The sequence below is a fragment of the Bradyrhizobium sp. NAS96.2 genome, assembly GCF_001908235.1.
Classification (GTDB): domain Bacteria; phylum Pseudomonadota; class Alphaproteobacteria; order Rhizobiales; family Xanthobacteraceae; genus Bradyrhizobium.
This window is the reverse complement of record NZ_LGHK01000112.1, coordinates 1-22,098: the sequence shown is the minus strand read 5'-3', so window position 1 is coordinate 22,098 and position 22,098 is coordinate 1. Positions and strand designations below refer to the sequence as shown.

The window sequence follows — 22,098 nt, the reverse complement described above, 5'->3', positions numbered from 1 at the left end:
CGAAATCTGGAATGTAACGCGCGGAACCCGCGGGAACCGGGGTTTGCGGGCAATCCCGAAGGAACGGTTCCGGGCCCGGGCCTATCGATCAGGGCTTCGCGGGCGCAACTTTCGGTGTCACCACCTGTCGTGACACAGCTTTTGGGTTTGGCGCCTGCGGCTTCTGTTCCTGGTCGGCGGCCTTTGCCGTCTGCGCGGGGGTGGTCGAGATATTGATGTTGAGCAGCTTCCACTGCCGCGACGAGGACTCGTAGGCGAGATCGAATTTGACCTGCTGTGGACTGGTCGGCACGTAGCCGGAGATGCGCAGGCGCCCCTCGGCGTCGATCTCCGGCGCAGCAGCGAGCTGCGGAGACAGCAGCATCACGCTGAACAGGCTCAAATTGCTTCGCCGCATTTCGGCGAAGACCAGCGCCAGATCGGCGGAGCTGTTACGGGCCTGGAAATCCTGTGACGCGAGGTCACGCAGGACACCGTAGTTGCCGGAGCGGTTGGCATCATTCAGCGTCAGCAGTGTCGCGCGCACCAGCAGCAGCGCCTGATCGAGCGGCACCTGGACCTTGGCCGGCGTGCGCTCAGCGGAAGCCATGTCCGGCGCTGGCTTGATCGGCGCCGCCTGTTGCGTAGGAGCCGGAGCAGGCGGATCTGGCTGGGCGATGGTACCGGTTGGCATCATCGCAGCCACCACCAGCCCCGTGCCAAGCGCGGCGACGCCCGCGACCGGCCAGACCGTACCGAGCCTCACCATCCGACGCGCAGGCCGGCACGTGCACCCACAAGGCTTTGCGCGGTCGAATAGCCGACGCCGCCGGTGAGCTGGAAGTTGTCGTTGAGCCGAACCGCCCCGTTGATGGCAACGCCGTTCTGGCCCTGGAAGTTGCCATAGTTCATCGTGAAGGCAACGCGCTCGGTCGGCAGCACGGTCGGGACGCCGGCCATCGCAAACGCCATCGCGACGCCGGCGGTGGCCTTGGTGGTGCGGCTCGCAATATCATCGAGCCGCGTATTGACGCCGCTCAGCGCCTGTTCGACCTGTCCGCCAAGCGAGGCGACGCTGGCATCGACATAGCTCTTGTTCGCTGCATCGCTTCCGCTGATCGGCGCCGCGACATTCTGGACCCTGTTGCCGCCCATGTTGACGGCGGCGCCACTGGCGACTTGCAGGGCGCTGGTCACGTTGGCCGTGCCGATATTTGACATGGTCGCATTGACGGTCGATGCATTCACCGTCGTGGCTGCGACCGTTGTCGCCTTGACGTTGGTTGCGTTGATGTCGGTTGCATTGACGGTGGTCGCGGCTACCGTGGTTGCGTTCACCGTCGTCGCGTTCAAGGTCGTCGCATTGACGAGCGGTGCCGCGATCAACGTGGTGGCCGTCAGCGTATCGGTCGCGATGTTGCCGTGATTGACGACGCCATTGAAGGTCGCAAGTCCGGCCACGTTGAGAGTGCCACCGATGCTGGCGTTGTTGGTTACGCTGAGTGAGTTGAGCGTGGCGAGCCCGGTCGTGCTCAGGGTGTCGGTGGAGATGTTGCCCGTGTTGCTGATGCCCGACGTGCTCAGCGTGCTGGCCAGCTTCACTCCGCCGTTAAACACCGCGGCACCGTTGAAAGTGGCCGTCGAGCCGGCCGCGAACGTGCTGTTACCGTTGATGTTGCTCGCGCCGCCCAGTGTGGTGGTGCCGTCGACCGTCACATCTTTCACCGCGTGAACGGGATCTATGAGAGCCAGCGGTCCGCCAAAAAACGGATCGAATGGACTAGAGCAGTCGTCGCCCTGGACGACGAGGACGTCTTGCTCGCCTCCATCCACGAAAGAGCAGACCGCATGGATCGCATGGGCGGGACGTGACCCCACCATCACACTGGCCGCACATAGCATTGTCGTGGCGGCTATCGCCGTCATCGTCTTTGATGATTCCCTGTTCGCCATTCTGCGCGCAATATTTTTCTGTCTTATGAATGCCATCGTCCCATTCCGACCAAGCTTGTGCGCTTCATGGTGGAGACGGACTGCAGATGACGCATCAACCGTTCGATTGAAATCGGATCGCATCTACGGATTCGCCTGCCAGGTGTTGCCTGATTGCACCTATCGTCGACACGCTACGGTTGCGGGGCTGTGCTGCACCGAACAATGCAAGGGCTGCTGCGCAAATGGACTCGCAACCGTCTTCGTCGTCGCGCTATAAGCCACTTGAAGGCGCGAATGCCCGCATGCTTGTTTTGAAAGTCATAAGAGCCACGCCGTGACGTCTGAAGCCGCAGTTCTTTCAGAGGTGATCGGCATCATCTACGACGCCTCATTGGATCCCGGCCTCTGGCCGCGTGCTCTTGAGAGGGCCTGCCTGTTCGTTGGCGGTTCCTCGGGAGCCCTGTTCTGGCATGATACCGCCACCGAGCGCACGGCGGTGCTCCATCTGTTCAACGAAGAGGCGCACTACACCAAGCTGTATCTAGAGACGTATTTGTCGCTCAATCCCTGCTTTCCAGCGGCGGCATTCTTCGATGTCGGCGAGGTGTACCGATCCAACGATATGGTCCCGTTCGACGAGATGGTTGAGACCCGCTTCTATGACGAATGGATGAAGCCGCAGAGGATGATCGACGCCCTCGGGGCAAACCTCGAAAAGGGAGCGACCAATTCTTCGATCGTCTCGGTCCGTCTGCATGATCAGGACGGCTTCGCCGATGCCGAAGTACAGCGCAAGTTCGCATTGGTGGTGCCACACTTCCAGCGGGCGGTTTCGATCGCCAGGTTGTTCGACACGGCGAGGGCGTCCAGCGCCGTCCTCACGGAAACGCTCGAGACGATCGACTCCGCTGTGTTCCTTGTCGGCACCGGCGGAAGGATCGTCTTTGCCAACGACGCCGGCCGATCGGTGTTGGCGGAGAAGACGCTGCTCCGCGAGCGCAACGGCGGGCTGGCCGCGACGGACGCGGACGCCGACAGGCGGCTTCGATATCTGTTCGGGGCGGCCGAGGTTGACGACAGTATGCAAGGCGATCGGGCGCAGGCAATCCCGTTGCTGCCGGATCCGCATGGCCGATGGTTTGCGCATGTGCTGCCACTGACGTCGGGCGACCGTCAACGTAGCGCAGCGGTTCATTCCGCGATCGCCGCCGTGTTCGTCCGCAGGAGCTCGCCGGCGTCGCCGCCACCGCTCGAGGCCCTGGCAAAGCTCTACAAGCTCACCGCGAGCGAGGTTCGCCTGCTCGATGCCATGATGAAGGCGAGCGGCGTGTGCGCGCTCGCCGAGTTGCTGGGATTGACGGAGGCGACGGTGAAGACGCATCTTCACAATGTGTTCCGCAAGACCGGCACATCGCGACAGAGTGAGCTGGTAAGGTTGCTCGCCGGATACGAACCGCCGCAGTGATCGGCCGCCGGGATCAGGTTCTGAACGGGGAAGACTCATGAATCGAAGTGCGGCAACAACCATCCTCGATGGCGGTCGCTATTTCGAAGGCCCGCGCTGGCATCAAGGACGGCTCTGGTTCGTCGACTGCATGGCGCGCACGCTGCTCAGCATCAGCCCGTCGGGTGAACGACAGGAGCACGCGGCGGTGACCGACGACACACCCTGCGGTCTCGGCGTGCTGCCTGATGGCGACATCGTCGTGCTGACGATGTTCAAGAAGCAGCTGCTGCGGTTCTCAGGTGGGGCGCTGTCGCTGTATGCTGACCTCTCCAAGGTGGCCACCGGCACGATCGACGACATGATCATCGACGGACTGGGGCGCGCCTATGTCGGCGATCTCGGCTTCGATCTACCGCCGCCGGAGGGGCGCGGCGCCGTCGGCCGGATCATCCTGGTGATGCCCGACGGCAGCGCCCGCGTCGTCGCCGACGGCTTGCGGTTTCCCAACGGCATCGCCGTCTCCTCCGACCACCGCCGGCTCGTCGTCGCGGAAATGGATGGCGCTGGTCTTGCCGATTACGACATCGGCGCGGACGGCTGGTTGAGCCTCCGCGGGCGGTTCGGTCGCGTCAACGATCCCGACGGCATCTGCCTCGATCGCGACGGGGCGGTTTGGGTGGCCTCGTTCACGGAGGACGCCTTTGTCCGGATCGGCCGCAACGGCGCGGAGCTCGAGCGCATTGAACTCCGGGGCCGCCGCGCGCTCGCCTGTGCACTCGGCGGCGCCGACCGCAGGACGTTGTTCTGCCTCAGCGCGGAGACGTCCTACGAGGAGCTACGGAAGGGCAAATCGGTGTCACGGATCGATGTGGTCGAGGTCGCGGCGCCGGGAGACGGCTATCCCTAGCCAGGGCGAGACGGTTTCTTCTTTTTCTTCTCTTTCTTCTTCAGGACCTCGGCCTGGCTCCTGAAGGCGCGCGCAAGGGAGCGCATCTCATCGGCGACAATGGCATCCGCCGTCGCGGATGCGACCCGTTCCGCGGTCTGCGCCTGCTTGCGAATAGCCTTGGCCAGTTTCATTAAGGAGCCAATCGCGCTGCGTCGCCCTGGTTCCAGCACCAGCGACCGCATGTTGCGGTCTTGAGTTTCGTTCTTGTTTCGTTCATATTGGGTATTCCCGGAGAATGCCGCTATGGACGCCGAGCGAGACCGCGAAATCATCAGGCTCTGGAATGAGCTCCGACGGCTGCAGCGCGAGGGACGTCCGACGGCGTTGATCGTCCGCCGGATCGAGAAGGCGCTGGCAGCGAGGGAGCAGGAGGCGGCCTGACAGCTCTCCGCCTCGCTCGAAAACGCCTCTAACGTCCGCCGTCCGGCCCCATCACCAGGTTCGGCAGCCAGGTCGAAATCTCCGGGAAGAAGCACAGCATCAGCACCGCGAACATCATCAGCAGCACGAACGGCAGCGTGCCCCAGATCACCTCGCTCAGCGGGATGTCGGGCGCGACGTTGCGGATGACGAAGATGTTGAGGCCGACCGGCGGATGGATCAGGCCCATCTCCATCACGATGGTCATCACGACGCCGAACCAGATGATGTCGAACTCGGCGGCGCGGAGCGGCGGCAGGATGATTGGCGCGGTCATCAGGATGATCGAAACCGGCGGCAGGAAGAAGCCGAGCACGATCACCATCACGAGGATCGCAAACAGCAGCTCCCAGCGCGGCAGATGCATTGCGACGATCGCCTCCGCCGCCGACTGCGAGATGTGCAGGTAGCTCATGACGTAGGAATACAGCAGCGACATGCCGATGATCAGCATCAGCATGGTGGATTCTCGGATGGTCGATTTCAGGATCGGCGACAGGTCGCTGGGTTTCCACACGCTGTAGATCACGGCGATCAGCCCGAGCGCCAGCAGGCCGCCGAGACCGGCGGTCTCCGACGGCGTGGCGTAGCCGCCATAGAGCGCGATCATCACGCCGGTCAGCAGCAGCACGAACGGGATCACGCGCGGCAGCGCGCTGAAGCGTTCGGCCATGGTGAACTCGTCGCGCTGCAGGATCGCCGCATCCTTGCCGGTCGCGTCATAGGCGGCCTTGGCCATCGCGTATTCCTTGCGGAAGCGGAACACGGCGTAGAAGCCGAACAACGACACCAGCAGCAGTCCGGGGCCGATACCGGCGAGGAACAGCCGTCCGAGCGATTTCTCGGCTGCGACGGCGAACAGGATCATCGTGATTGAGGGCGGCAGCAGGATGCCGAGCGTGCCGCCGGCGGCGATGATGCCCGCCGCAAAGCCGCCCGAATAGCCGCGCTTGCGCATCTCCGGAATGCCGGCCGAACCGATCGCCGAGCAGGTCGCAGGCGAGGAGCCGGCCATCGCCGCGAACAGCGCGCAGGCGAACACGTTGGCGACGCCGAGGCCGCCGGGCACGCGGTGCAACCAGGCGTGCAGCGCCGAGTAGAGGTCCTGGCCGGCGCGCGATTTGCCGATCGCCGCGCCCTTCAGGATGAACAGCGGGATCGACAGCAGCGTGATCGAGGCCATCTCCTCGTAGACGTTCTGCGTCACCGTATCGAGCGAGGCCGCCGGCATATAGATCGCCATGAACACGACGGCGACCGCACCGAGCGCGAATGCGATCGGCATGCCGGAGAACATCGCAAACAGGGTGGCAAGCCCGTAGGAGATGCCAATACCAAACACGGTCATCGACGCGCGCCACCCGTCAGCGGAATGAGGATCTGCAGAAGGAGCTGCACGCAGAGCAGCGTCATGCCGAGCGCCATGAGCCCATAGGGGATGGCGAGCGGCGGCGACCACATCGAGTTGGAGACCTGGCCGTCGACATAGGCCTCGTGCGCCAGGGTCCAGGATTTCCAGGCGAAGAAGGTGCAGAACGCGAAGCTCGCGACATCGACCAGCCACAGCCTGATGCTGTTGGCACGGGCCGAGAGCAGCCCGACGAACGCCTCGATGCTGACATGGCCGCGCTGGCTCTGCACGTAGGCCGAGGTCATGAAGGTGGCGCCGACCAACAGGAACACGGCGGCCTCGTCCTGCCAGTAGTTCGGGCTGTGGAACAGGGCGCGGCCGAGCACGCTATAGCTCAGGATCACGCAGGCCGCGATCAAGGCGAGGGCTGCGAACACCACGATGATGTTGTTGCAGACGGACAGCGCGCGCCCGAGCAGAGCCACAGGCGTATTGCCCGTGGCCACGCTCGAGGTTTCGGCCTGATCCGCGACCGGACCATGCATCATGCGGCGACGTCGCTTGCGAGCTTCAGCAGGTTCGAGGCGGTCGCCGTCTTGGCGCCGTAGTCTTTCCAGGCGGTGTCGCGCGCGATGTCGCGCCACTTGCCGACCACGGCGGCATCGAGCGCGCTGACCTTGGCGCCGGCCTTCTCATAGACCTTGGCCACTTCGGCATCGTCGTCCTGCGCGCCCTTGCGGCCGAACGCCTCGAGTTCGGCGCCGACGGCGAGGATGACGTCCTGCTGGTTCTTCGACAGCTTGTCGAAGATCGCCTTCGACATCATCAGCGGCTCCAGCATGAACCAGTAGGAGGCGCCGGCGCCCGAGGTCAGCGACTTCGCGACCTCTTCGAGGCGGAACGAGATCAGGCTGGTGGAGGAGGTGATGCCGGCGTCGCAGGCACCGGTCTGCATCGCTGCGTAGATCTCGTTCGACGGCACCGACAGCACGGCGGCGCCGGCGGTCTGCAGCACCATGTCCATCTCGCGCGAGCCGCCGCGCACCTTGAGGCCCTTGGCGTCCTCGGGCGCCACGATCGCCTTGGAGCGGCTGGCGACGCCGCCGGCCTGCCAGACCCAGGAGATCAGCAGGATGCCCTTGTCGGCGAGGAAGTCGGTCAGCGCCTTGCCGACCGGCTCCTTCTTCCAGCGCAGGCCCTGGTCGTAGGTCGTGACGAGGCCCGGCATCAGGCCGATATTGGTCTCCGGCAATTCACCGCCGGCATAGGGCATCGGATAGAGGCTGAGGTCGAGCGCGCCCTTGCGCATCGCCGAGAACTGGGCGTTGGTCTTGATCAGCGACGAGTTCGGATAGACCTCGGCGGTGAGATCGCCGCCCGAGCGCTTGGCGACCTCAGCCGCGAACATCCGGCACAGCCGGTCACGGAAGTCGCCCTTGTCGATGGTGCCGCCGGGGAATTGGTGCGAAATCTTCAGCGTGGTCGCGGCATGCGCGGTCCCGATGCCAAACCGCAGGATCGCGGGTGCGGCGAGGGCGGAAGCGAGGACGTGGCGGCGTGTGAGCATTGTTCTCCCCTGAGAGCTTCTTGAGTGGCTGTTAGGCCGGCGCGGAGCTTTAGCTTAGCCGGACTTCGCGTGAATATTCTCTAGTCTGATAGTTCGAGGCGCCCTGATAGTGCGAGCCGCTCTGCGGCCGCAAGTGCCGGTGTTGAAGTCCTGATGTTCAAGTCCTGGCCGTTGTTGCGGCGCACACTGCGCGCCAGCCACGCAACCCTCGCGGGTGCGCGCCGCGGCGGCTCAAGAATTTGTTATTGGAGGTAACAACGGGCGGCGCAAGTGCGTCGAGTAGAGAGCGGCAAGTCGTCGCGCTCACATTCGACCACACAAGGGATCATCATCATGACCACCAAGACCCGCCTCGGCCTTTCCGCCGCGCTGCTCTCGTTCAGCCTCGCGCTCGCGCCCGCCGCCTTCGCTCAGGACAAGATGGGCCACGACGATGCGATGAAGAAGGACACGATGTCCAAGGATGCAATGTCCAAGGATGCCATGAAAAAGGACGATGGCATGAAGAAGGACGATGCCATGAAGAAGGACGGCGGCGCGATGATGAAGAAAGACGACGGCATGAAGAAGAACTGACCGCCGCCGTCGCTCATCCTTCGCAGGCCCGCAATCGTGGCGGGCCTGCCTGGTTGCGCGTTAGCGCTTCTTCTTGCCGCGCTCCTTGCGCGCCGCATAGCGCGCGTCGCGCTTGGCCTTCTGCTCGGCGAGCAGCGCCTCCTCGCGGGCGGCCTCTTCTTCCTTCTCGCGCGCGATGCGTGCAGCCTCGGCTGCAGCAGCTTCTTGCGCAATTCGCTTCTGTTCGGCCTTCTCGGCCTCACGGGCTTCCTTGGCCTTGGTGCGGCGTTCGGCGATCGCCGCGCGCTCGTCGGCACGTGCCTTCACAGCGGGATCGTCAGCTCCCGGCTGGGCGCGAAACTTGTTGAGGAGGTTTTGCCGCGCCTGCAGGGCCGCCTTTTGACGGTCGGCAAAACCCGGTTCCTTGAAGCCACTCATAGAGGAAGCCTTGCTGCTTTCTGTTCGGGTGATGGATGGGGTTGGGTTCGGCGCTTCAATAAGTGAACGGCGCAGAAATTGCCAGTGGCGAACGGAGGGCTGTGGAGCAAGGGAGATATGAGCGGACAGCAAATGGCCGATGGCAGAGGTTACGGCCGCCTGGCCGCCGGCGTGGTGAGTGGTTGGTCACCGAATCTGCCCGCGGACGGAGCCGAAGTCCTAGCCGCGCTGAAATTGCTCCCGCCGTCCGTTGCCCAAGGCCTTGGTAACCGAGCCCTTGGTACCCAAACCCTTGGTACCCAAGACCTTGGCGACCGTCGCGGCAGTCATCGCGTCCCGGTCCGAGGCACGCTGGGCTTCCAGCCGGTCGCGCGCTTTTTCTGCGATCAGAAGGCTGATCAGCCGCAGCCTGCTGGCCTCGTCGACAGCTTCCGAAAGCAGCTGCCTGTAACGCTGATAGTCGTAGCTCGCTTCCTGTTCGCTCACGGCACGCCCCGCACACGCGCTCCACTTCAACGAGCAGTTTTTCGCTAGTCGCGCGCGCTCGCAATGGAATTGCAGGGCCGACGGCTGCCGGCACGCATTTCGTTGCGCGACTGTTGCAGATTTGATCGCACGCAACCGTGCAAACGGTCATGATGCGGGCAATAGCAATTGGGAACTCAAGCGGGCATGAGCGAATCCGAAGACGGAGGCAACCGCCGCGGCGCGCTGATCGGATTGCTGGTCGCGGTGGTCATGCTCGCGGTCGGTCTTTGGCTTGCGCACAGCCTGACCGCGGCGAGCAAGTTGCAGGACTGCGTGATGTCGGGCCGCTCCAACTGTAATGTGATCGAGCCGGCCCGCTGACTGCCTTGCGGCAGTGCAATATCGCTCCCACATCGAACCCAAAGACTCGGGCTGAACTGTTTGGTCCCGGTTGTGATTCCGGTCACACGCGGACAAGCGGGCTGCCTCATTTCGTCCCAGAGATCGGCGGGAACCAAGGCCATGATATCCAAGCTGTGGTCCGGAAAGGGCGCGGCGCTGGCTGCTGCAGGCGCGGCGGGTGCCGTTTTGGTGGCGTATGCGTCCCTCACCCTGGCGTCGCCCGAACAGGTGTCGAGCGCGGGGTTGGGCCCCGGATGGCAGTGCAGCAGGGTGGCTTTCGTGCTGACCACCTGCACCCGGGCGGACGAGGCCGAGCGCGAGGCCAAGGTCGACGGCGAGGTCAAGGCGATCCCGGTGCGGGCCAAGGACGATTGTCCGCCGGAGCCCTAGTTTTCGTTGTCTGACGCGCCGCCGTCACACGAACCGGTGCCCATTTCGCTCGGAGGGCCCTGGACGGCCGGGGCCGGGGTGTCACTGCGGCCGTATTTCAAATCATTTCTTGGTGGCGCCACGCGGCTTGATGGAGAGGCCGAGGCGCATCGCCATCTTCTTGATTCGCTCCGGCGAACGGCCGGTCGCCTTCACGACCTCCTCCAGCGTCTTGGAGGAGCGCGCCAATTCCATCAGTCGTCGGTCCTCCTTGAACGACCACCGCGGCTTTCGGGCCATCTTGTTGGTATCCTTGTGCATTGCTGGGCAACAAAGCCGCCAGGCGGGGTCGCCTGGCGGCCTTGCCGGTGTGGGCCCGGACCTTGGGGAAATGTCCGGTGGATAAGCAATACTGCTTCCGAATAAGGTCGCAATTGAAACCGGATTTTAACCTAACCCATCAAGGTTACTTGGATAGAGCGTGGCAGGAGGCCTTATGCGCAAGGTCGCCATTTTGAGTGCCGCAGCATTTTTACTGTCCGGTTGCTGGAACGACCCGGAGGTCACGGGATCGACCAACAGCTGCGCGGCCAATCTTTATAGTCAGTACAATCCCAAGGTCATGGATCAGTGCGTCAATGCCTGCATCAAGTGTGACCATGGCAACGTCACGACCTGTACGACCTCCTGTACGCTGAGGGGCGCGCGGTAACCGAACCGGGCAGGCGCCGCCGCGAACGGAGCCTCGAGCGGTCACCGCAACGGGCCGCCTTGCGCAGCGCGAGGAAGGCCTTTATCGCGTCTCAGCAGCGGCGCCATTGCCGCGCCGGAAACTGAGAGCGTGGAACAGAGCGCGGTGAGCGGGCCTTCCTATGTCGCGGTCGATTGGGGCACCAGCAGCTTTCGGCTCTGGCTGATGAATGCCGGTGGCCAGGTGTTCGGCGAACGTCGCAGCGACGAGGGCATGACGGCGGCCGCCAGGACCGGCTTTGCCTCCGTGCTGCAATCGCATCTCGACGCGCTGGGTGCGTCGGCCGATCTGCCAGTGGTCATTTGCGGCATGGCGGGTGCGCGGCAGGGCTGGGTCGAGGCCGGTTACATCGACACGCCGGCGCATCTCTCCGACGTCCTCAAGGGCGCTGCTATGGTCAGCGGGCAGGCGCGTGACATTCGCATCCTGCCGGGGATTGCACAGCGCAATGCCGCGGCTCCCGACGTGATGCGTGGCGAGGAAACCCAGTTGCTCGGCGCGCTCGGCCTCGACGTGTCGGGCGAGGCGCTCGTTTGCCTGCCGGGGACGCATTCCAAATGGGTGCACCTGCGCTGCGGCACAGTCGAACGCTTTGCGACCTTCATGACCGGCGAATTGTTCAGCGCGGTCGCGCGCGACACCATCCTGTCACACGCCATCGCGGGCGCGGATGAGGCTGTGGATGCCGATGCGTTTTGCTCGGCCGTCATGGAGGCGTTCGCTGCGCCAGCGTTATCGGCCAACCTGCTGTTTCGGGTGCGGTCGCGGCAATTGCTGTTCGGCGGCAGCGCGCAGGCCGCGCGCGAGACGATCTCGGGGACGTTGATCGGCGCCGAACTGGCGGCCGGCCTTGCGGAGCGGGAGCAGGCAACGCCGGTGACGCTGATCGCGTCGGGCCGGTTGCAACGGCTCTATCAGATCGCGCTGCAACGCCTTTCGATTCCGCTCAACGTCATGGATGCGGAGGAGGCGGTTCGCCGTGGCCTCGCCGGCGCAGCGGTGGCGATCTGGGAGAATTGAGGGATCAACGCATGAGCATTCCATTTCCGCCGATGAAGCGTCCGCTGGTCGCGATCCTGCGCGGCGTCAGGCCGGACGAAACCTCCGCCATCGTCAGCACCCTGATCGAGGCGGGCATGACCGCGATCGAGATTCCGCTGAACTCGCCCGAGCCGTTCCGTTCGATCGAGATCGCGGTGAAGCGGGCGCCTGCCGATGTCCTGATCGGCGCCGGCACGGTGCTATCAGCCGCTGACGTCGATCGTCTCCACGACGCCGGCGGGCGCCTCATGGTATCGCCGAACGTCGATGTCGACGTGCTGGCGCGCGCGCGGGATCACGCGATGGTCACGATGCCCGGCGTGTTCTCGCCGACGGAAGCGCTGCTTGCCGCGCGTGCCGGTGCCTCGAGCCTGAAATTCTTTCCGGCGAGCGTGCTCGGTGCCTCCGGCATCTCGGCGATCCGCGCCGTGCTGCCGGCGGATGCGATGATCGCCGCCGTCGGCGGCGTCTCGGACCAGAATTTCGCGGAATATGTGAATGCCGGCATTCGCGCCTTCGGCCTCGGCAGCAGCCTCTACAAGCCGGGCATGACGGCGGCGGATGTTGCGATCAGGGCAAAACTGACGATCCAGGCGTATGACCACGCCGTGCAGGGCGCGAGTTGAGCCCTGTCCATAACTTCTGATCGCGGACTAATCGTCGCGCCTGCCGCCGTCGATCACCCTGAACAGCGGCGCCGCCTCGCGAGGGTTCTCGAGCAGCTCGTCGACCATGGCGATCGCGGCCGCGACGTACTTCCCGGTCGCCGCGTCCAGTGGCCGCTCGGCTTCGTCTGACAGCGCGAGCTTGGCGCCCTCGAGCAGCTTGCGGGTGCGGACGGCGGATTCGTCGCCGGCGGTGAGGGCGGCGCGGGCGATCGATCGCAGCACGAACAGCTCGCCCTCCAGCCGCAGCAGGCGGTCGTTCAGCTTGCTCAGCACGGTATTCAGGTTCCGCATGACGTCCTCTCCGGGCGTTGGACCCGTCTTCCATACACGGTCATTCCTGACGAAATTCTTGTGCTGACCACAGACCATTTGGTTCGTCTAACGGGATCCCTGTCGCCTCATGTCCTGGGCGGCCCGGGCAGGCGCTGTCCGCTGGTGGATCATGGCGGATAGCCCTAGTAGAGTGACCGCGATCCGCCGCCCCGGCCGGGCGCCAGGGGTGCGCCCATTTCATTCAATCAAGACGAAGGAACGCATATGAGGATTGCCGTCGAAACCATCGTTGCCGCGCCGATCGCGGATGTCTGGCGCGCCTACACCACACCCGACGACATCAAGCAATGGAATGCGGCTTCCGACGATTGGCACACCACAGCTGCGACCGTGGACCTGCGCGCCGGAGGCGCCTTCTCGTCGCGGATGGAAGCCAAGGACGGCAGCATGGGGTTCGATTTCTCCGGCACCTACACCAGGGTCGAGGCGCCGCAGCTGCTCGAATATTCGTTCGGTGATCGCACCGCGCAGGTTGCATTCACGCCGGAGGCCGGCGGCATCAAGGTACAGGTTTCTTTCGACAGCGAGGATACCCATTCGGTCGAGCAGCAGCGCGGCGGCTGGCAGGCGATCCTGGACAATTTCAAGCGCTATGTTGAGGCAAAGCGGCGGTCCTGATCCAGCCACTGGAGTAGCCGTCTCGGCGCGATCGCGATGGTGGTCAGGAGCAAATGCGATGCGCTTTGTTTTGCGCACCACGGCGTCACCCTCACGCACGGCAACCCGCAACCGTTCGCGCACCCGCGGATGCGACGCCGCCGGGGCGCTTCGCCGTTCCTGGCTGGAGTGACGAGTCGACCCGCCAATGGCTCGACCGCGCGTCGGAGAATGTCGGCCGCGGCGGATAATCCGATAGCTCGCGGCGCAATTCAATCGTCGCCGTCGTCTTCAGTTCCGCGCGAGCGCGATGCCGAGCGGCCGCCATATCGCCGCGGGGCGGCGGTGGCCTTTCTCGTGCTCGCGCCTTCGCTCTCGCGCAGTTCCTTCCGTACGCGGCGCGCGGTGCGCATCGCGCGCTTGATGTTTGCATCGTGTGAATCCTCGTCGAAGAACAGGACGATCTCGCAGCTTGGACATTGGCGCGAGTAACCGTTCTGCAGCCGCCTGGCGCGATCGCGAAAGACGTTCTTGCAGCGTGTGCAACGGATCTGGACGGAATCTTCCATGACGGCCCTGAAGTATCGGCGAACGGCGCGCGCGCTCACCATACCTTTGCGGAGGCAATTCCGGATCAAGAAATCACGAGGTGAAGCGCGCCGCAAACCATCGTGGCAGCCCGCAACGTTGCGAACCGGATGCGTCGGGCAGCGCAAGCGCTGCTGGAACTTTGTTCACGCACGGAGAACTACGGAAGCATTCGTGCGCTGAATGATAAAGAACAAGACGCGACTTCGGAGCAGACCGTGAGCATCAAAAAGAAAAGGCCTCAGCGCGTGGGCCACGCCGAGGCCAAGTTGACACTTTGGTCGTGAGGCACCGTCACCAGCGCCTCGATGATTAGCCTACCTTCGTTTCTCTGCAGCTAAATAGCCCAAATGGGCCATGATGCCTGGCACAGAACGTGCAGACTTGGAGCCGTCAGGATTTTGCATCACCTTCCTGGGGCTAGGAGCAGCGCCGTCCGCCTATATTTCAAGCGGACGGCGCTGTGCATTTTGGCACGCGGCTCAAGCCACGATCAGTGATCCAGCGGCCGAATCTCCAGGCTCTCGATTTTCACCGGCGGAATTGCGGGATCCTTGTCATCGAGCGGATGCAACGCGATCGTAGCATTCGTGCCGCCGGCGAGAACATTGTCGCCAGCGCCGCTGGCGTGCGCGTAACTGCCGGCGAGATCGTCGAGCCACGGCACCGGCGCCATCACCTTCCAGGTCAGCGCGACGTCCTGATCGCCGATGAAAACACCAAGGTTGGGAATGGCTGCGACGTAGCGGCGGTCCGGCGCGCTCTCGACGTGCAGCACGCAGTCGAGATTGGTCACCGGGCCCAGGATGAAACCGGTATCGGGACCGCCGCGGCACGCGAGCGTTCCGGCCTGCACCTGTTGTGCCTCGGCGGTTGCGATGGGCGCGGCGAGAGCTGTCACGCCGCACATCGCACGCAGCACCCGGTGAACCGTCGTACGCATGGTGCTGTACAACGCCAATCGATGTGCATCGCTCCACGATCTCGGCCGCGGCCTTTGCTTGTGGTTAAGAGAGTTTTAGAGCCGGGGTCTTGTTGACGCCGACGCGGCGGGCCTTTGCGGCCAATCCGGCTGAGCTAGCGAACACATCCGCCAGGTAAGGCGCAGCCGATCAACACGCCGCAAAAATGCGCCGGCCGCGACCGCGTTGCTCTGTCGGAAAAACTACGCCGCCGGGCTCGAAATGGATTGTCCCGGCGGCGCCCTGTTTCAATCTGGGCCCGCAATCCCAGTCATGGTCTGTCTGCAAGACCGGCGCCAAGGTTCGAATGCCCCGGAGTCTTACGGGGATTAGCGTCTGGCGACCGTCTGGTGCTGGCCGCTGACCTTTTTGTGCCCGGGCGGAGGTCCGATGGTGGCCCAGACCACCGCGGCAATCACCATCGCCGTGAGGATGGCGCCGGCCAAGGGCTGATCGTTGTCCATGCTCCGCGCCCGTTCAAATATGGTGCTCGAGCTTCCGCATCTCCTGCAGGCGAGCCAGGCAAAAATCCCGATACAATTCGTTGATGAAATCCCACATGACCGAATCCCCTTTCGTCCAATAATGGGACGCTACGCCTGGTTTGTTTCCGGCCGGCTTCGTGGCTTCCGGAAAATGGCTTCGTAGGGAGGCGGTGCGGGCAGGACCCGAACGTATGAGCTCCTTGCCCCAGCCGCGGCCAAGTGCCTCCCGGCACGCGGTCCCACGCTGTGCGCGGGATGCTACCCTCAAACGCTGGCCGGCTCTCGCAACGGTGCGCCTGTGGTTATCTCGCTCGCCGTGCGATGCCGGTAACTCATCAGGATGACCGCGATCACGGTCGCGCACATGAACGGGCCGACCGGCCACAACACCAGCGGGAATACATATCCCAGCACGAATACGATGCCGACACCGATCCGAAAGACACGACGATTGGCGCGCGGCGCGATCCGCTCGTCCGTGCTCGCATTCATGAGAAAGACCAGCGCGATCGCCAGGATCGGCATATCGTAGATGGCGAAATAAGGAGAGACGAGTGGCGTTGCCGCAAGCAGACTCGCGGCCTGCACCGAAAAGCTGATGTGGCGGCGCCACATGATCAGCACCCAAATCGCGCAAGCCGACGCGATTGCGACGTGCAACGACATCGCCGATCCGTAGTCCAGGCCGGCAAACCGAAACAGGCCATAGTTGCTTTGCAATTTATACCACGGGAGCGCGCCGCTGAGGTGAAACTGCGTCGCCGCGTAAGTTGCCGCCTCACGAAATCCCTTGAAAGTATCCCAGCCGAAGATGACCCCCGTGAGCAGGATGAGGGTGGGCGCCACGAGGCTGGCCGTGACAACGACACGCCAGCGCCTGGTTGCGATCAGCACGAAAGGAAGCAGAACGCCGTATTGAGGCTTGAAGATGAGCAGCGCGAGCAGGAAGCCGCTCAGCAGCGGGCGCCTGTCCAACGTCAACAGGATGCCCCCGAGCAGCGATGCCGCGAGCAGCGCACTTTGGCCGGCAATGAAATCAAAGAAGACAGGTGGCGCGGCGAGCGCAAGCAGCATTGCGGCGGAACGTGGCCGGATCGCATGAACGACGAGCAGCCAGCATAGCAGCTTTGCCGCGCTCCAAACCCAGAACGCGATCCAAAACGGCAGCAGCGCCAGCGGTGCCAGAACCAGGAAGAATACCGGCGGATAGAAAAACGGAACCGGCATCCGATCGTAAGGGTACGTGGCATGAGTGATCGGCTGCATCTGGATGAGCAACAGATGCAGTTGCTGCCAGTCGTAGGCGGTCGCCGCGTGGCCCTCGAGCGCCATCGTGCCCGCGCCCCAGAAACACGAAAAGTCGATCCCGGGATGGCTGCCACCACTGACAAATATCAGCACTGCTGCAAGGATCGTGAGGCTCAACAGAACGGCGCAGGCGACTGCCTGCGCTGGGTCGTCTCCGGCAGAGACATCCCAGTTCAGCATCTTTTTCGACGAACCGGTCATGATCAAGGCTGCTTCTGAAAAATAGAACTGTTCGCGCGACTTGAAGATATCGATGTCGCCGTCCGGCAATGTTCAAAAATATTCAAACGCCACGCTAAGGTTTATCCCGGCAATCTGCGATGCAGCAACGATGTTTTGTTCTTAACCTAACCGGCCGCGTCTAGGAAGACATTGACCGTTGGAAGAGCAAATACGGGGTAGAGGAAGATCCCGGAGCGTGATTGCCGCTTCGTATCCTTCAACCCCCAATCCACACGAGTATCGACCCAGCCTACCTTGCCACAGCCGGTGCAGCTCAGGTGCGCGGATATATAGCGTACCAAGTCGGGCAGGTCGGCGAGCTCGAGCCGAGCATGATGACAGTCGACGCAGCAAACCAGCGTCGCGATCGACGGAACTGGCGAAACTGCTCACATGCCGGATTGTGGGGTCTCGGATGGCGGTTTGCAAAGGCGAAGGAGCTCCGCTTTGAGTTGGTCGGACTTCGCTTGCATGCACGCCTGACCGATTGGGAACATGTCAACGGCGTTACTGCCATTTTCACCTGCCGCGTTCCCTGCTCGTAAATGAACGCGGATCTTCCAACGTAGCCGCCGAATCCGTTTTTCGCGTTCACGTTGCCCATTGCAAGCCAATCTTCGAGATCCAGGCTCGGCGCAATTCTCCGATGAAATTGTTTTAGGACCTCCCACAAAGAAGGTTGTTTGCGTTGAAATGCCCCATAAAGAAAGGGCGTAGCGTACTGCAACTTAGGCGGGCGGGGAAGCGAGGCCGGGTGGCCCGGCGCCCCGTGATTTTTCGGAGCCAGCTGGCGTCGCCCTTGACAGTTATCCCTCGATAATGAGGCGACCCAGGAACGCATTGCAGGCCCGTTCGGCTTCAGCGAACGTGCTGAAGGGCGATCCGGACACTAGAGCCGCCGGCATATTCAAAAAGTCGGGGCGATACGACGCAACAAAGCCCGGCTCTCCATGCAGCCCAGGTCCACTTCGGCTCTCGTTGCAGATGACGAATGAATAGTCGTCGCTGCTTGCAATCCATATCTCCAGATCGCCATTCTCGACGCGGCTGAAGTGCAGGGCCATTTCACCCTCCACATCACATCGGTAGTCATGACCACCACCTACCTAGATCAGCGAGAGTCGCGCTCCACCGCTAGGTTCGTCGTGGTTCATCTTAGCGGGCTGCCGGCTCGCTGCTAATAGCAAGCATATGCATTCTGGCTGGCTGTTGCGACGCAGTAGCCATAACTCGCTCGGAACGGGTAGCCGTAGCCATAGGGGTAACCGTAGTCGTAACCGTATCCGTACACGGGGTAGCCGTATCCGTAAGGGTAAGCGTACGCGCCGGCCAAGCCGAGCCCTATCCCAAGTCCAAGAGCGGCGGCTCCAAATCCGCCTCCGCGCCAACCGCCACCACGCCAGCCGCCACCACCAAATCCGCCGTGGAAGCCGCCGCCATGAAAGCCACCGCCACCGAAGCCGCCACGCGCAGAAGCAGTGGTCGGCGCAAACGCCACGGTCATAACCGCGATGAATATGATTAGGATTTTCCCAGGCATCGGACTCTCCCAGCTTTAGAAAGTCGCCCGATCTGGAAAACGCCTCACGTCCGTTTTGGTTGCTGACTACCGCCTCCGATCTCGACCAACCGCGTGACGGGGCCAACGAAATTTCGCGATATCCCAACTAGTGGATCGTCGCTAATAGGTCAGCGTCAGCAGCCGCTGCACGATCGCGCCGAGACACACTAGCACTACCAGCAGCTTCAGGAGCTGTGCCAGGCGACCGTCCGGCGCGAACCTATCTATCACCCAAAAGCAGATCGCCCCCACAACCACGATGATCAGAATGCCGATTAAGAGTGGAATGATCGCCATTGTGCAGGTCCCTTTCGCGCTATTTCGATCGGCTCATTTCCGGTTGCGGTCGCGTCGCACCTTCTGAAATTCCTCGGGCCCCTTTACGAGTTGGCGCTTGCGGCTGGCCAGCTCATCTGAGTTGGCTGCCTTGTCGGCCATTTTGTCGATTGCTTCGCTGGCCATGTCGCGAGCGTGTTGGCGTTGGCTTTCAGTTTTGGGGCGTACTTTGGTTGATAGGGTCAACGCGAGGAGTCGACGGATGGCCTCGGGCCGTGATGGCTTGTCCTCCTGCTTCGCGATCCAGCCATCAATGGCGGCCAATTCGGCCGGCGGCAAGCGAAGCCCAATCTGCGGAGCTCCTTTGCCTTCGCTGCCCTCATAAAGCACGGGCCTGCCACGCTTCTTTTTACTGCTACCAGTTATTGTTGACTTCGCCATAAATAACTGATACCAGAATATGCAAGCCGGAGCAAGGCGCCGTTCTGGGCTGACTAGGGTCGCTAGCTGGGACATGCGCCGATCAATCGTCCCAAGAAAAGACGCCGCCGGTTTCAAAAATACGCGCCCGGCGGCGTTTCCTTCCTGAACCGGGACACTGAAATCCCCGGCGGTGAGAGAACTGCATGGTTTTATGCCGCGCGCCGCTTTTGGGGTGCATCTTCCCGACAGAACAAACACGGAAGCACCGTGTGCGATCGGTGTACTATCGACTCAGCTGGATTAGACGGGAAAGCCTGAAATTAAAGGGGTTTCGTCAACACGCGATGAGACGTTGAAAATACTGGCGATCCCGGCAGGATTCGAACCTGCAACCCGCGGAGTAGAAACAAGCGGGGCGCAGCCGGGATCGCTGCGTATCCTCAAGGCCTTAGCGGCTTGGCTCGGCCGGGTTCGGTGATTTTTCCGGGGATGGGCGGCCCTCAAACGACCGTGACGGCGGCTGCCCAGATACTTTCATAAGCTTCGATTTTGAGCGCTGCGGTATCGTCGGCCCGAATGATCTCAGCCGGGGATCGCTTCGCCAAGTCCTTCAGTGATTGCGTCACTGTCCAGGCACTCGAGCCATCGACCAGAATCACCCGATCATGGAGCATCTTGGGCTGAGCAAGGCGCAGCTCGAGCGGGCGCTGCGGGTATTGTTGCTTCCAACGAGCGGCAGCCGGCTGCAAATCCGGCTTTACCCGATCGCTTGCGGTGAGTAGGCGCAGACGCGCGGATTCCGGCACCGATCCCGCATAATCGGTGAGGATCGTGGCGTCCATATAGGGATCGACCAGAAACACATCGGACCGGGCTGTCCCCAACACTTTCGCTAGCGCAGCGTAGGCATCGAACGCATTCCCGACCGGGATAAATGTGCCCTGCACTCCGGGCGGCGCATGGAGTTCCGCGATCCCCAGAGCTTTGTGCACGAGCATCATCATCCGCTCGAAGGCAAGTGCCCGCTCGGAGTGCACTTCGGTTGTGGTCAACCGGTTCAAGGCGTTCCCGAACTCGGCGGTGACCGAAAGATCTACCTCACGGATCAGCGCGTTCGCCTGGCCGCACCACTTGTAGAAATCAGGACCATAGACAGGCGCCTCCGGCGCCTGCTCGATGATACGGCCCAAGCCACGGTAAATCTGCTCCGCAGTGATCGTGGGACCAAGCCCAGGCGTCGTAAGGGGCACTTTCAACCTCCAGCAATGGCGAACAAATCCAGCAGCGTTCCGGCGACAAGCGCGCGGCCGGAGACGGTCTCGGCTGGCCGCAGCGGGGGCACCGGTGAGTTAAATCGGTCCCGGACGTGCGGAGCAAGGGGCAGGGGTGCTGTCGCTCATGGGCGGGGCTCCTGGCGGGTTTCGGCGGGCTCCGGTTTCCGAGGCGGCAGGGCGATAAAGGCCGGCGGCGGGTAGTGGGTCAGTTTGAATAAGGCGCCCTTGGCGGCTAGAGAACGGAGCGCCGATAGGCCATATTGCAAGTTATGGAAACGTGGGTGCTAATTTTGATGGTGATCGGCGCTGAGAATCCCCAGCCGCTGGCTATAACCACCATTCCCGGCTACCGGTCAAAGGCGGAATGCACGATTGCCGCCGGAGCGCTTTTTGAGAAGCCAACATTCCAAAAGACGATGACTTGGTATTGCATACCGGGACCGAAGAAATGACCCCGCCGCAATCCTGATCGCGAATTCTGATTCGCAAGTTGCGCCGGCGATAACTATCTGCCGGACATGGCAAAGCGGTTCGAGTTTGCGCGGCCGGTGACCGCAAAGGCGGTGCCGGCCGGGCCGCAATGGATTCATGAAATCAAATTCGATGGGTTCCGAATGCGTGTCGTCCGCGAGGCCGATCGAGTGCGGCTGTTCACCATGAACGGCGCGGACTGGACCGACCGCTATCCCCGGATCGTCGAGGCCGCGCGCCGGCCGAAAGCGAGCCGGTTCGTGCTCGACGGGGAGGCCGTCGTCCTGGACGCGCGCAGCTATAGCGATTTCGACGCCCTGGTCTCGCGCAAGCATGACGACGAGGTCGAGCTCTACGCCTTCGACGTCCTCGAGCTCGAGGGCGAGGATCTGCGGCGGCTGCCGCTATCGATGCGCAAGGCCAACCTGCAGCGGCTGCTGGCGCGGCGCGTCGACGGCATCCAACTTGCGCCGTTTGAGGCCGGCGAGATCGGGGCGGATCTGTTCCGCCATGCGTGCCTCGCCGGTCTCGAGGGCATCGTCAGCAAGCAGCTCGATCGGTCCTATAAGCCGGGCCGCTGCGATCACTGGATCAAATCGAAAAACCCGGATCATCCGGCCTTCCGCCGTGTCGCCGATCACTTCTAGAGCGTGTGCTCATAGTCCAGGGATTTGTCAGCTTTCCGGCTGTTAGCGGACCGAGACCCGGCAAGGCGGGGATGCCCGCTTTTGACCCCAAAGCGGACATCGCGCCGCTTGCGATTTAGGACCCGTCCTTGGCTGATGCGATTGCGGCCCGCACAGCATCGCCTAAATCCAAAGTCAGGAGCGTCTCTGCTTTGGACGGGTCTTGGGCCTGCACAACAAACGACACCTTGGGCAAGACGATTGTCATCACGCGCACGATGGCGGTCAGTTCTATCTCCTGTTCCTCATTGTGAGGATCAGTCCACATCGAAGCCCGCTTCTTCATTCTCTCCCAGATACCGGGTGTGTGGCTCTCCAAGGCCGCAATCGCTTCCTTGATCTGCTCGTCGGTATAGAATGTCCCCATGAAAACAACCTAGCATGGATCAAATGGCGGATCGATAGCTATGACTGTTGATGTGAAGGGTTTCGGACGCCGGCCGCTTGAGGGACGGCGCCGCGTATTCGGCGGCCGGCGTCCGAAAGCCTCCAAGGGAGGAAACCGCGCTTAAGGGAACGTGAGGCGGTGCTGCAGGCGCTATGGGGATTTGAGCGCCACGGGCGAACTGGCT

The 22,098-nt window shown here is 62.8% G+C and carries 31 protein-coding genes; 11 read left to right on the top strand and 20 right to left on the bottom strand.

All coding sequences use genetic code 11. From position 1 onward, the window contains the following. Positions 1-88 precede the first annotated feature (88 nt). A complete protein-coding gene (locus tag AC628_RS44830) occupies positions 89-748 on the bottom strand; it encodes a hypothetical protein (RefSeq protein WP_074129136.1) in 660 nt (219 codons plus the stop codon). Further along, positions 742-2,055: a YadA-like family protein gene (locus AC628_RS23800; protein ID WP_083633107.1), complete on the bottom strand. Its 1,314-nt coding sequence runs from the start codon at positions 2,053-2,055 to the stop codon at positions 742-744. Before AC628_RS23800 ends, AC628_RS44830 begins: the two co-directional genes overlap by 7 nt. A 223-nt stretch (positions 2,056-2,278) precedes the next feature. Here AC628_RS23800 and AC628_RS23795 point away from each other — a divergent pair, with 223 nt between their 5' ends. After that, on the top strand, positions 2,279-3,379 hold the full coding sequence (locus AC628_RS23795) for a helix-turn-helix transcriptional regulator (protein WP_245321287.1): 1,101 nt from the start codon (positions 2,279-2,281) through the stop codon (positions 3,377-3,379). A 37-nt stretch (positions 3,380-3,416) separates the two neighbouring features. Further along, complete coding sequence (locus AC628_RS23790) at positions 3,417-4,268, top strand: SMP-30/gluconolactonase/LRE family protein (protein WP_074129133.1); 852 nt, start codon at positions 3,417-3,419, stop codon at positions 4,266-4,268. Here the strand turns inward: AC628_RS23790 and AC628_RS43105 are convergent. Next, on the bottom strand, positions 4,265-4,492 hold the full coding sequence (locus AC628_RS43105) for a hypothetical protein (RefSeq protein WP_143201764.1): 228 nt from the start codon (positions 4,490-4,492) through the stop codon (positions 4,265-4,267). The genes AC628_RS23790 and AC628_RS43105 overlap by 4 nt on opposite strands. A gap of 61 nt (positions 4,493-4,553) precedes the next feature. Between AC628_RS43105 and AC628_RS44170 the strand changes: the two genes are divergently transcribed. Beyond that, positions 4,554-4,691, top strand: a complete 138-nt coding sequence (locus tag AC628_RS44170) for a hypothetical protein (protein WP_167528986.1) — start codon at positions 4,554-4,556, stop codon at positions 4,689-4,691. Between the two features lie 28 nt (positions 4,692-4,719). Here the strand turns inward: AC628_RS44170 and AC628_RS23785 are convergent, their stop codons facing one another. The 3 genes from AC628_RS23785 to AC628_RS23775 are packed head-to-tail and all read right to left on the bottom strand — an operon-like array spanning position 4,720 to position 7,648. Continuing rightward, positions 4,720-6,078: a TRAP transporter large permease gene (locus AC628_RS23785; RefSeq protein ID WP_074129132.1), complete on the bottom strand. Its 1,359-nt coding sequence runs from the start codon at positions 6,076-6,078 to the stop codon at positions 4,720-4,722. Continuing rightward, entirely contained in the window at positions 6,075-6,626 is a 552-nt protein-coding gene (locus AC628_RS23780; RefSeq protein WP_074129150.1) for a TRAP transporter small permease, read from the bottom strand. Before AC628_RS23780 ends, AC628_RS23785 begins: the two co-directional genes overlap by 4 nt. Next, positions 6,626-7,648: a TRAP transporter substrate-binding protein gene (locus AC628_RS23775; RefSeq protein ID WP_074129131.1), complete on the bottom strand. Its 1,023-nt coding sequence runs from the start codon at positions 7,646-7,648 to the stop codon at positions 6,626-6,628. Before AC628_RS23775 ends, AC628_RS23780 begins: the two co-directional genes overlap by 1 nt. Before the next feature lie 333 nt (positions 7,649-7,981). On the opposite strand from AC628_RS23775, the gene AC628_RS23770 reads away from it, so the two are divergent. Continuing rightward, positions 7,982-8,224: a pentapeptide MXKDX repeat protein gene (locus AC628_RS23770; RefSeq protein WP_074129130.1), complete on the top strand. Its 243-nt coding sequence runs from the start codon at positions 7,982-7,984 to the stop codon at positions 8,222-8,224. 60 nt (positions 8,225-8,284) lie between these two features. On the opposite strand, the gene AC628_RS23765 is transcribed toward AC628_RS23770, so the two are convergent. Further along, positions 8,285-8,641, bottom strand: coding sequence for a DUF6481 family protein (locus tag AC628_RS23765; protein WP_074129129.1), 357 nt, complete (start codon positions 8,639-8,641; stop codon positions 8,285-8,287). 219 nt (positions 8,642-8,860) lie between these two features. Further along, the gene (locus AC628_RS23760; protein ID WP_245321286.1) at positions 8,861-9,127 is read right to left on the bottom strand and encodes a hypothetical protein; all 267 of its coding nucleotides are present in this window, start codon (positions 9,125-9,127) and stop codon (positions 8,861-8,863) included. 186 nt (positions 9,128-9,313) lie between these two features. Here AC628_RS23760 and AC628_RS44165 point away from each other — a divergent pair, with 186 nt between their 5' ends. Together AC628_RS44165 and AC628_RS23755 are read left to right on the top strand one after the other, a co-directional pair. Then, positions 9,314-9,490 (top strand): hypothetical protein, encoded by a 177-nt coding sequence (locus AC628_RS44165; RefSeq protein ID WP_168193433.1) that lies wholly within the window; start codon positions 9,314-9,316, stop codon positions 9,488-9,490. Positions 9,491-9,631: 141 nt separating this feature from the next. Then, positions 9,632-9,901, top strand: a complete 270-nt coding sequence (locus tag AC628_RS23755) for a hypothetical protein (RefSeq protein WP_074129128.1) — start codon at positions 9,632-9,634, stop codon at positions 9,899-9,901. A 102-nt stretch (positions 9,902-10,003) separates the two neighbouring features. Here the strand turns inward: AC628_RS23755 and AC628_RS23750 are convergent, their stop codons facing one another. Beyond that, complete coding sequence (locus AC628_RS23750) at positions 10,004-10,180, bottom strand: hypothetical protein (protein WP_021079279.1); 177 nt, start codon at positions 10,178-10,180, stop codon at positions 10,004-10,006. A 196-nt stretch (positions 10,181-10,376) separates the two neighbouring features. Here AC628_RS23750 and AC628_RS23745 point away from each other — a divergent pair, with 196 nt between their 5' ends. The 3 genes from AC628_RS23745 to AC628_RS23735 all read left to right on the top strand — a co-directional run bounded on the left by AC628_RS23745 (position 10,377) and on the right by AC628_RS23735 (position 12,298). After that, positions 10,377-10,592, top strand: coding sequence for a hypothetical protein (locus tag AC628_RS23745; RefSeq protein ID WP_074129127.1), 216 nt, complete (start codon positions 10,377-10,379; stop codon positions 10,590-10,592). Between the two features lie 144 nt (positions 10,593-10,736). Then, positions 10,737-11,651 carry a 2-dehydro-3-deoxygalactonokinase gene (locus AC628_RS23740; protein ID WP_074129149.1) on the top strand — a complete coding sequence of 305 codons (915 nt, stop codon included), beginning with the start codon at positions 10,737-10,739 and terminating at the stop codon, positions 11,649-11,651. A gap of 11 nt (positions 11,652-11,662) precedes the next feature. Continuing rightward, positions 11,663-12,298: a 2-dehydro-3-deoxy-6-phosphogalactonate aldolase gene (locus tag AC628_RS23735; RefSeq protein WP_074129126.1), complete on the top strand. Its 636-nt coding sequence runs from the start codon at positions 11,663-11,665 to the stop codon at positions 12,296-12,298. A gap of 27 nt (positions 12,299-12,325) precedes the next feature. Here AC628_RS23735 and AC628_RS23730 read toward each other — a convergent pair whose 3' ends face one another. Further along, positions 12,326-12,631 (bottom strand): hypothetical protein, encoded by a 306-nt coding sequence (locus AC628_RS23730; protein ID WP_074129125.1) that lies wholly within the window; start codon positions 12,629-12,631, stop codon positions 12,326-12,328. Positions 12,632-12,877: 246 nt separating this feature from the next. On the opposite strand from AC628_RS23730, the gene AC628_RS23725 reads away from it, so the two are divergent. Then, entirely contained in the window at positions 12,878-13,291 is a 414-nt protein-coding gene (locus AC628_RS23725) for an SRPBCC family protein (RefSeq protein ID WP_074129124.1), read from the top strand. Positions 13,292-13,542: 251 nt separating this feature from the next. On the opposite strand, the gene AC628_RS23720 is transcribed toward AC628_RS23725, so the two are convergent. From AC628_RS23720 to AC628_RS23690, 9 genes are all read right to left on the bottom strand, one after another. Then, positions 13,543-13,878 (bottom strand): hypothetical protein, encoded by a 336-nt coding sequence (locus AC628_RS23720; protein ID WP_349510130.1) that lies wholly within the window; start codon positions 13,876-13,878, stop codon positions 13,543-13,545. Between the two features lie 473 nt (positions 13,879-14,351). Then, positions 14,352-14,801: a DUF992 domain-containing protein gene (locus AC628_RS23715; RefSeq protein ID WP_074129147.1), complete on the bottom strand. Its 450-nt coding sequence runs from the start codon at positions 14,799-14,801 to the stop codon at positions 14,352-14,354. Between the two features lie 348 nt (positions 14,802-15,149). Further along, positions 15,150-15,284 (bottom strand): hypothetical protein, encoded by a 135-nt coding sequence (locus AC628_RS45860; RefSeq protein WP_283806716.1) that lies wholly within the window; start codon positions 15,282-15,284, stop codon positions 15,150-15,152. Positions 15,285-15,569: 285 nt separating this feature from the next. After that, entirely contained in the window at positions 15,570-16,883 is a 1,314-nt protein-coding gene (locus AC628_RS23710; protein ID WP_245321285.1) for a glycosyltransferase family 87 protein, read from the bottom strand. Between the two features lie 758 nt (positions 16,884-17,641). After that, entirely contained in the window at positions 17,642-17,899 is a 258-nt protein-coding gene (locus AC628_RS23705; protein ID WP_074129145.1) for a hypothetical protein, read from the bottom strand. 113 nt (positions 17,900-18,012) lie between these two features. Then, on the bottom strand, positions 18,013-18,375 hold the full coding sequence (locus AC628_RS43100) for a hypothetical protein (protein ID WP_210190250.1): 363 nt from the start codon (positions 18,373-18,375) through the stop codon (positions 18,013-18,015). A gap of 141 nt (positions 18,376-18,516) precedes the next feature. Next, positions 18,517-18,693 (bottom strand): hypothetical protein, encoded by a 177-nt coding sequence (locus AC628_RS44160; protein WP_168193432.1) that lies wholly within the window; start codon positions 18,691-18,693, stop codon positions 18,517-18,519. 33 nt (positions 18,694-18,726) lie between these two features. Next, on the bottom strand, positions 18,727-19,353 hold the full coding sequence (locus tag AC628_RS45465) for a hypothetical protein (RefSeq protein WP_245321284.1): 627 nt from the start codon (positions 19,351-19,353) through the stop codon (positions 18,727-18,729). A gap of 242 nt (positions 19,354-19,595) precedes the next feature. Next, positions 19,596-20,345: a phosphatidylserine/phosphatidylglycerophosphate/cardiolipin synthase family protein gene (locus AC628_RS23690; RefSeq protein ID WP_245321283.1), complete on the bottom strand. Its 750-nt coding sequence runs from the start codon at positions 20,343-20,345 to the stop codon at positions 19,596-19,598. 542 nt (positions 20,346-20,887) lie between these two features. On the opposite strand from AC628_RS23690, the gene AC628_RS23680 reads away from it, so the two are divergent. Continuing rightward, complete coding sequence (locus AC628_RS23680) at positions 20,888-21,487, top strand: ATP-dependent DNA ligase (RefSeq protein WP_074129122.1); 600 nt, start codon at positions 20,888-20,890, stop codon at positions 21,485-21,487. Positions 21,488-21,602: 115 nt separating this feature from the next. On the opposite strand, the gene AC628_RS23675 is transcribed toward AC628_RS23680, so the two are convergent. Further along, the gene (locus AC628_RS23675) at positions 21,603-21,893 is read right to left on the bottom strand and encodes a hypothetical protein (RefSeq protein ID WP_074129121.1); all 291 of its coding nucleotides are present in this window, start codon (positions 21,891-21,893) and stop codon (positions 21,603-21,605) included. Positions 21,894-22,098: the final 205 nt, after the last annotated feature.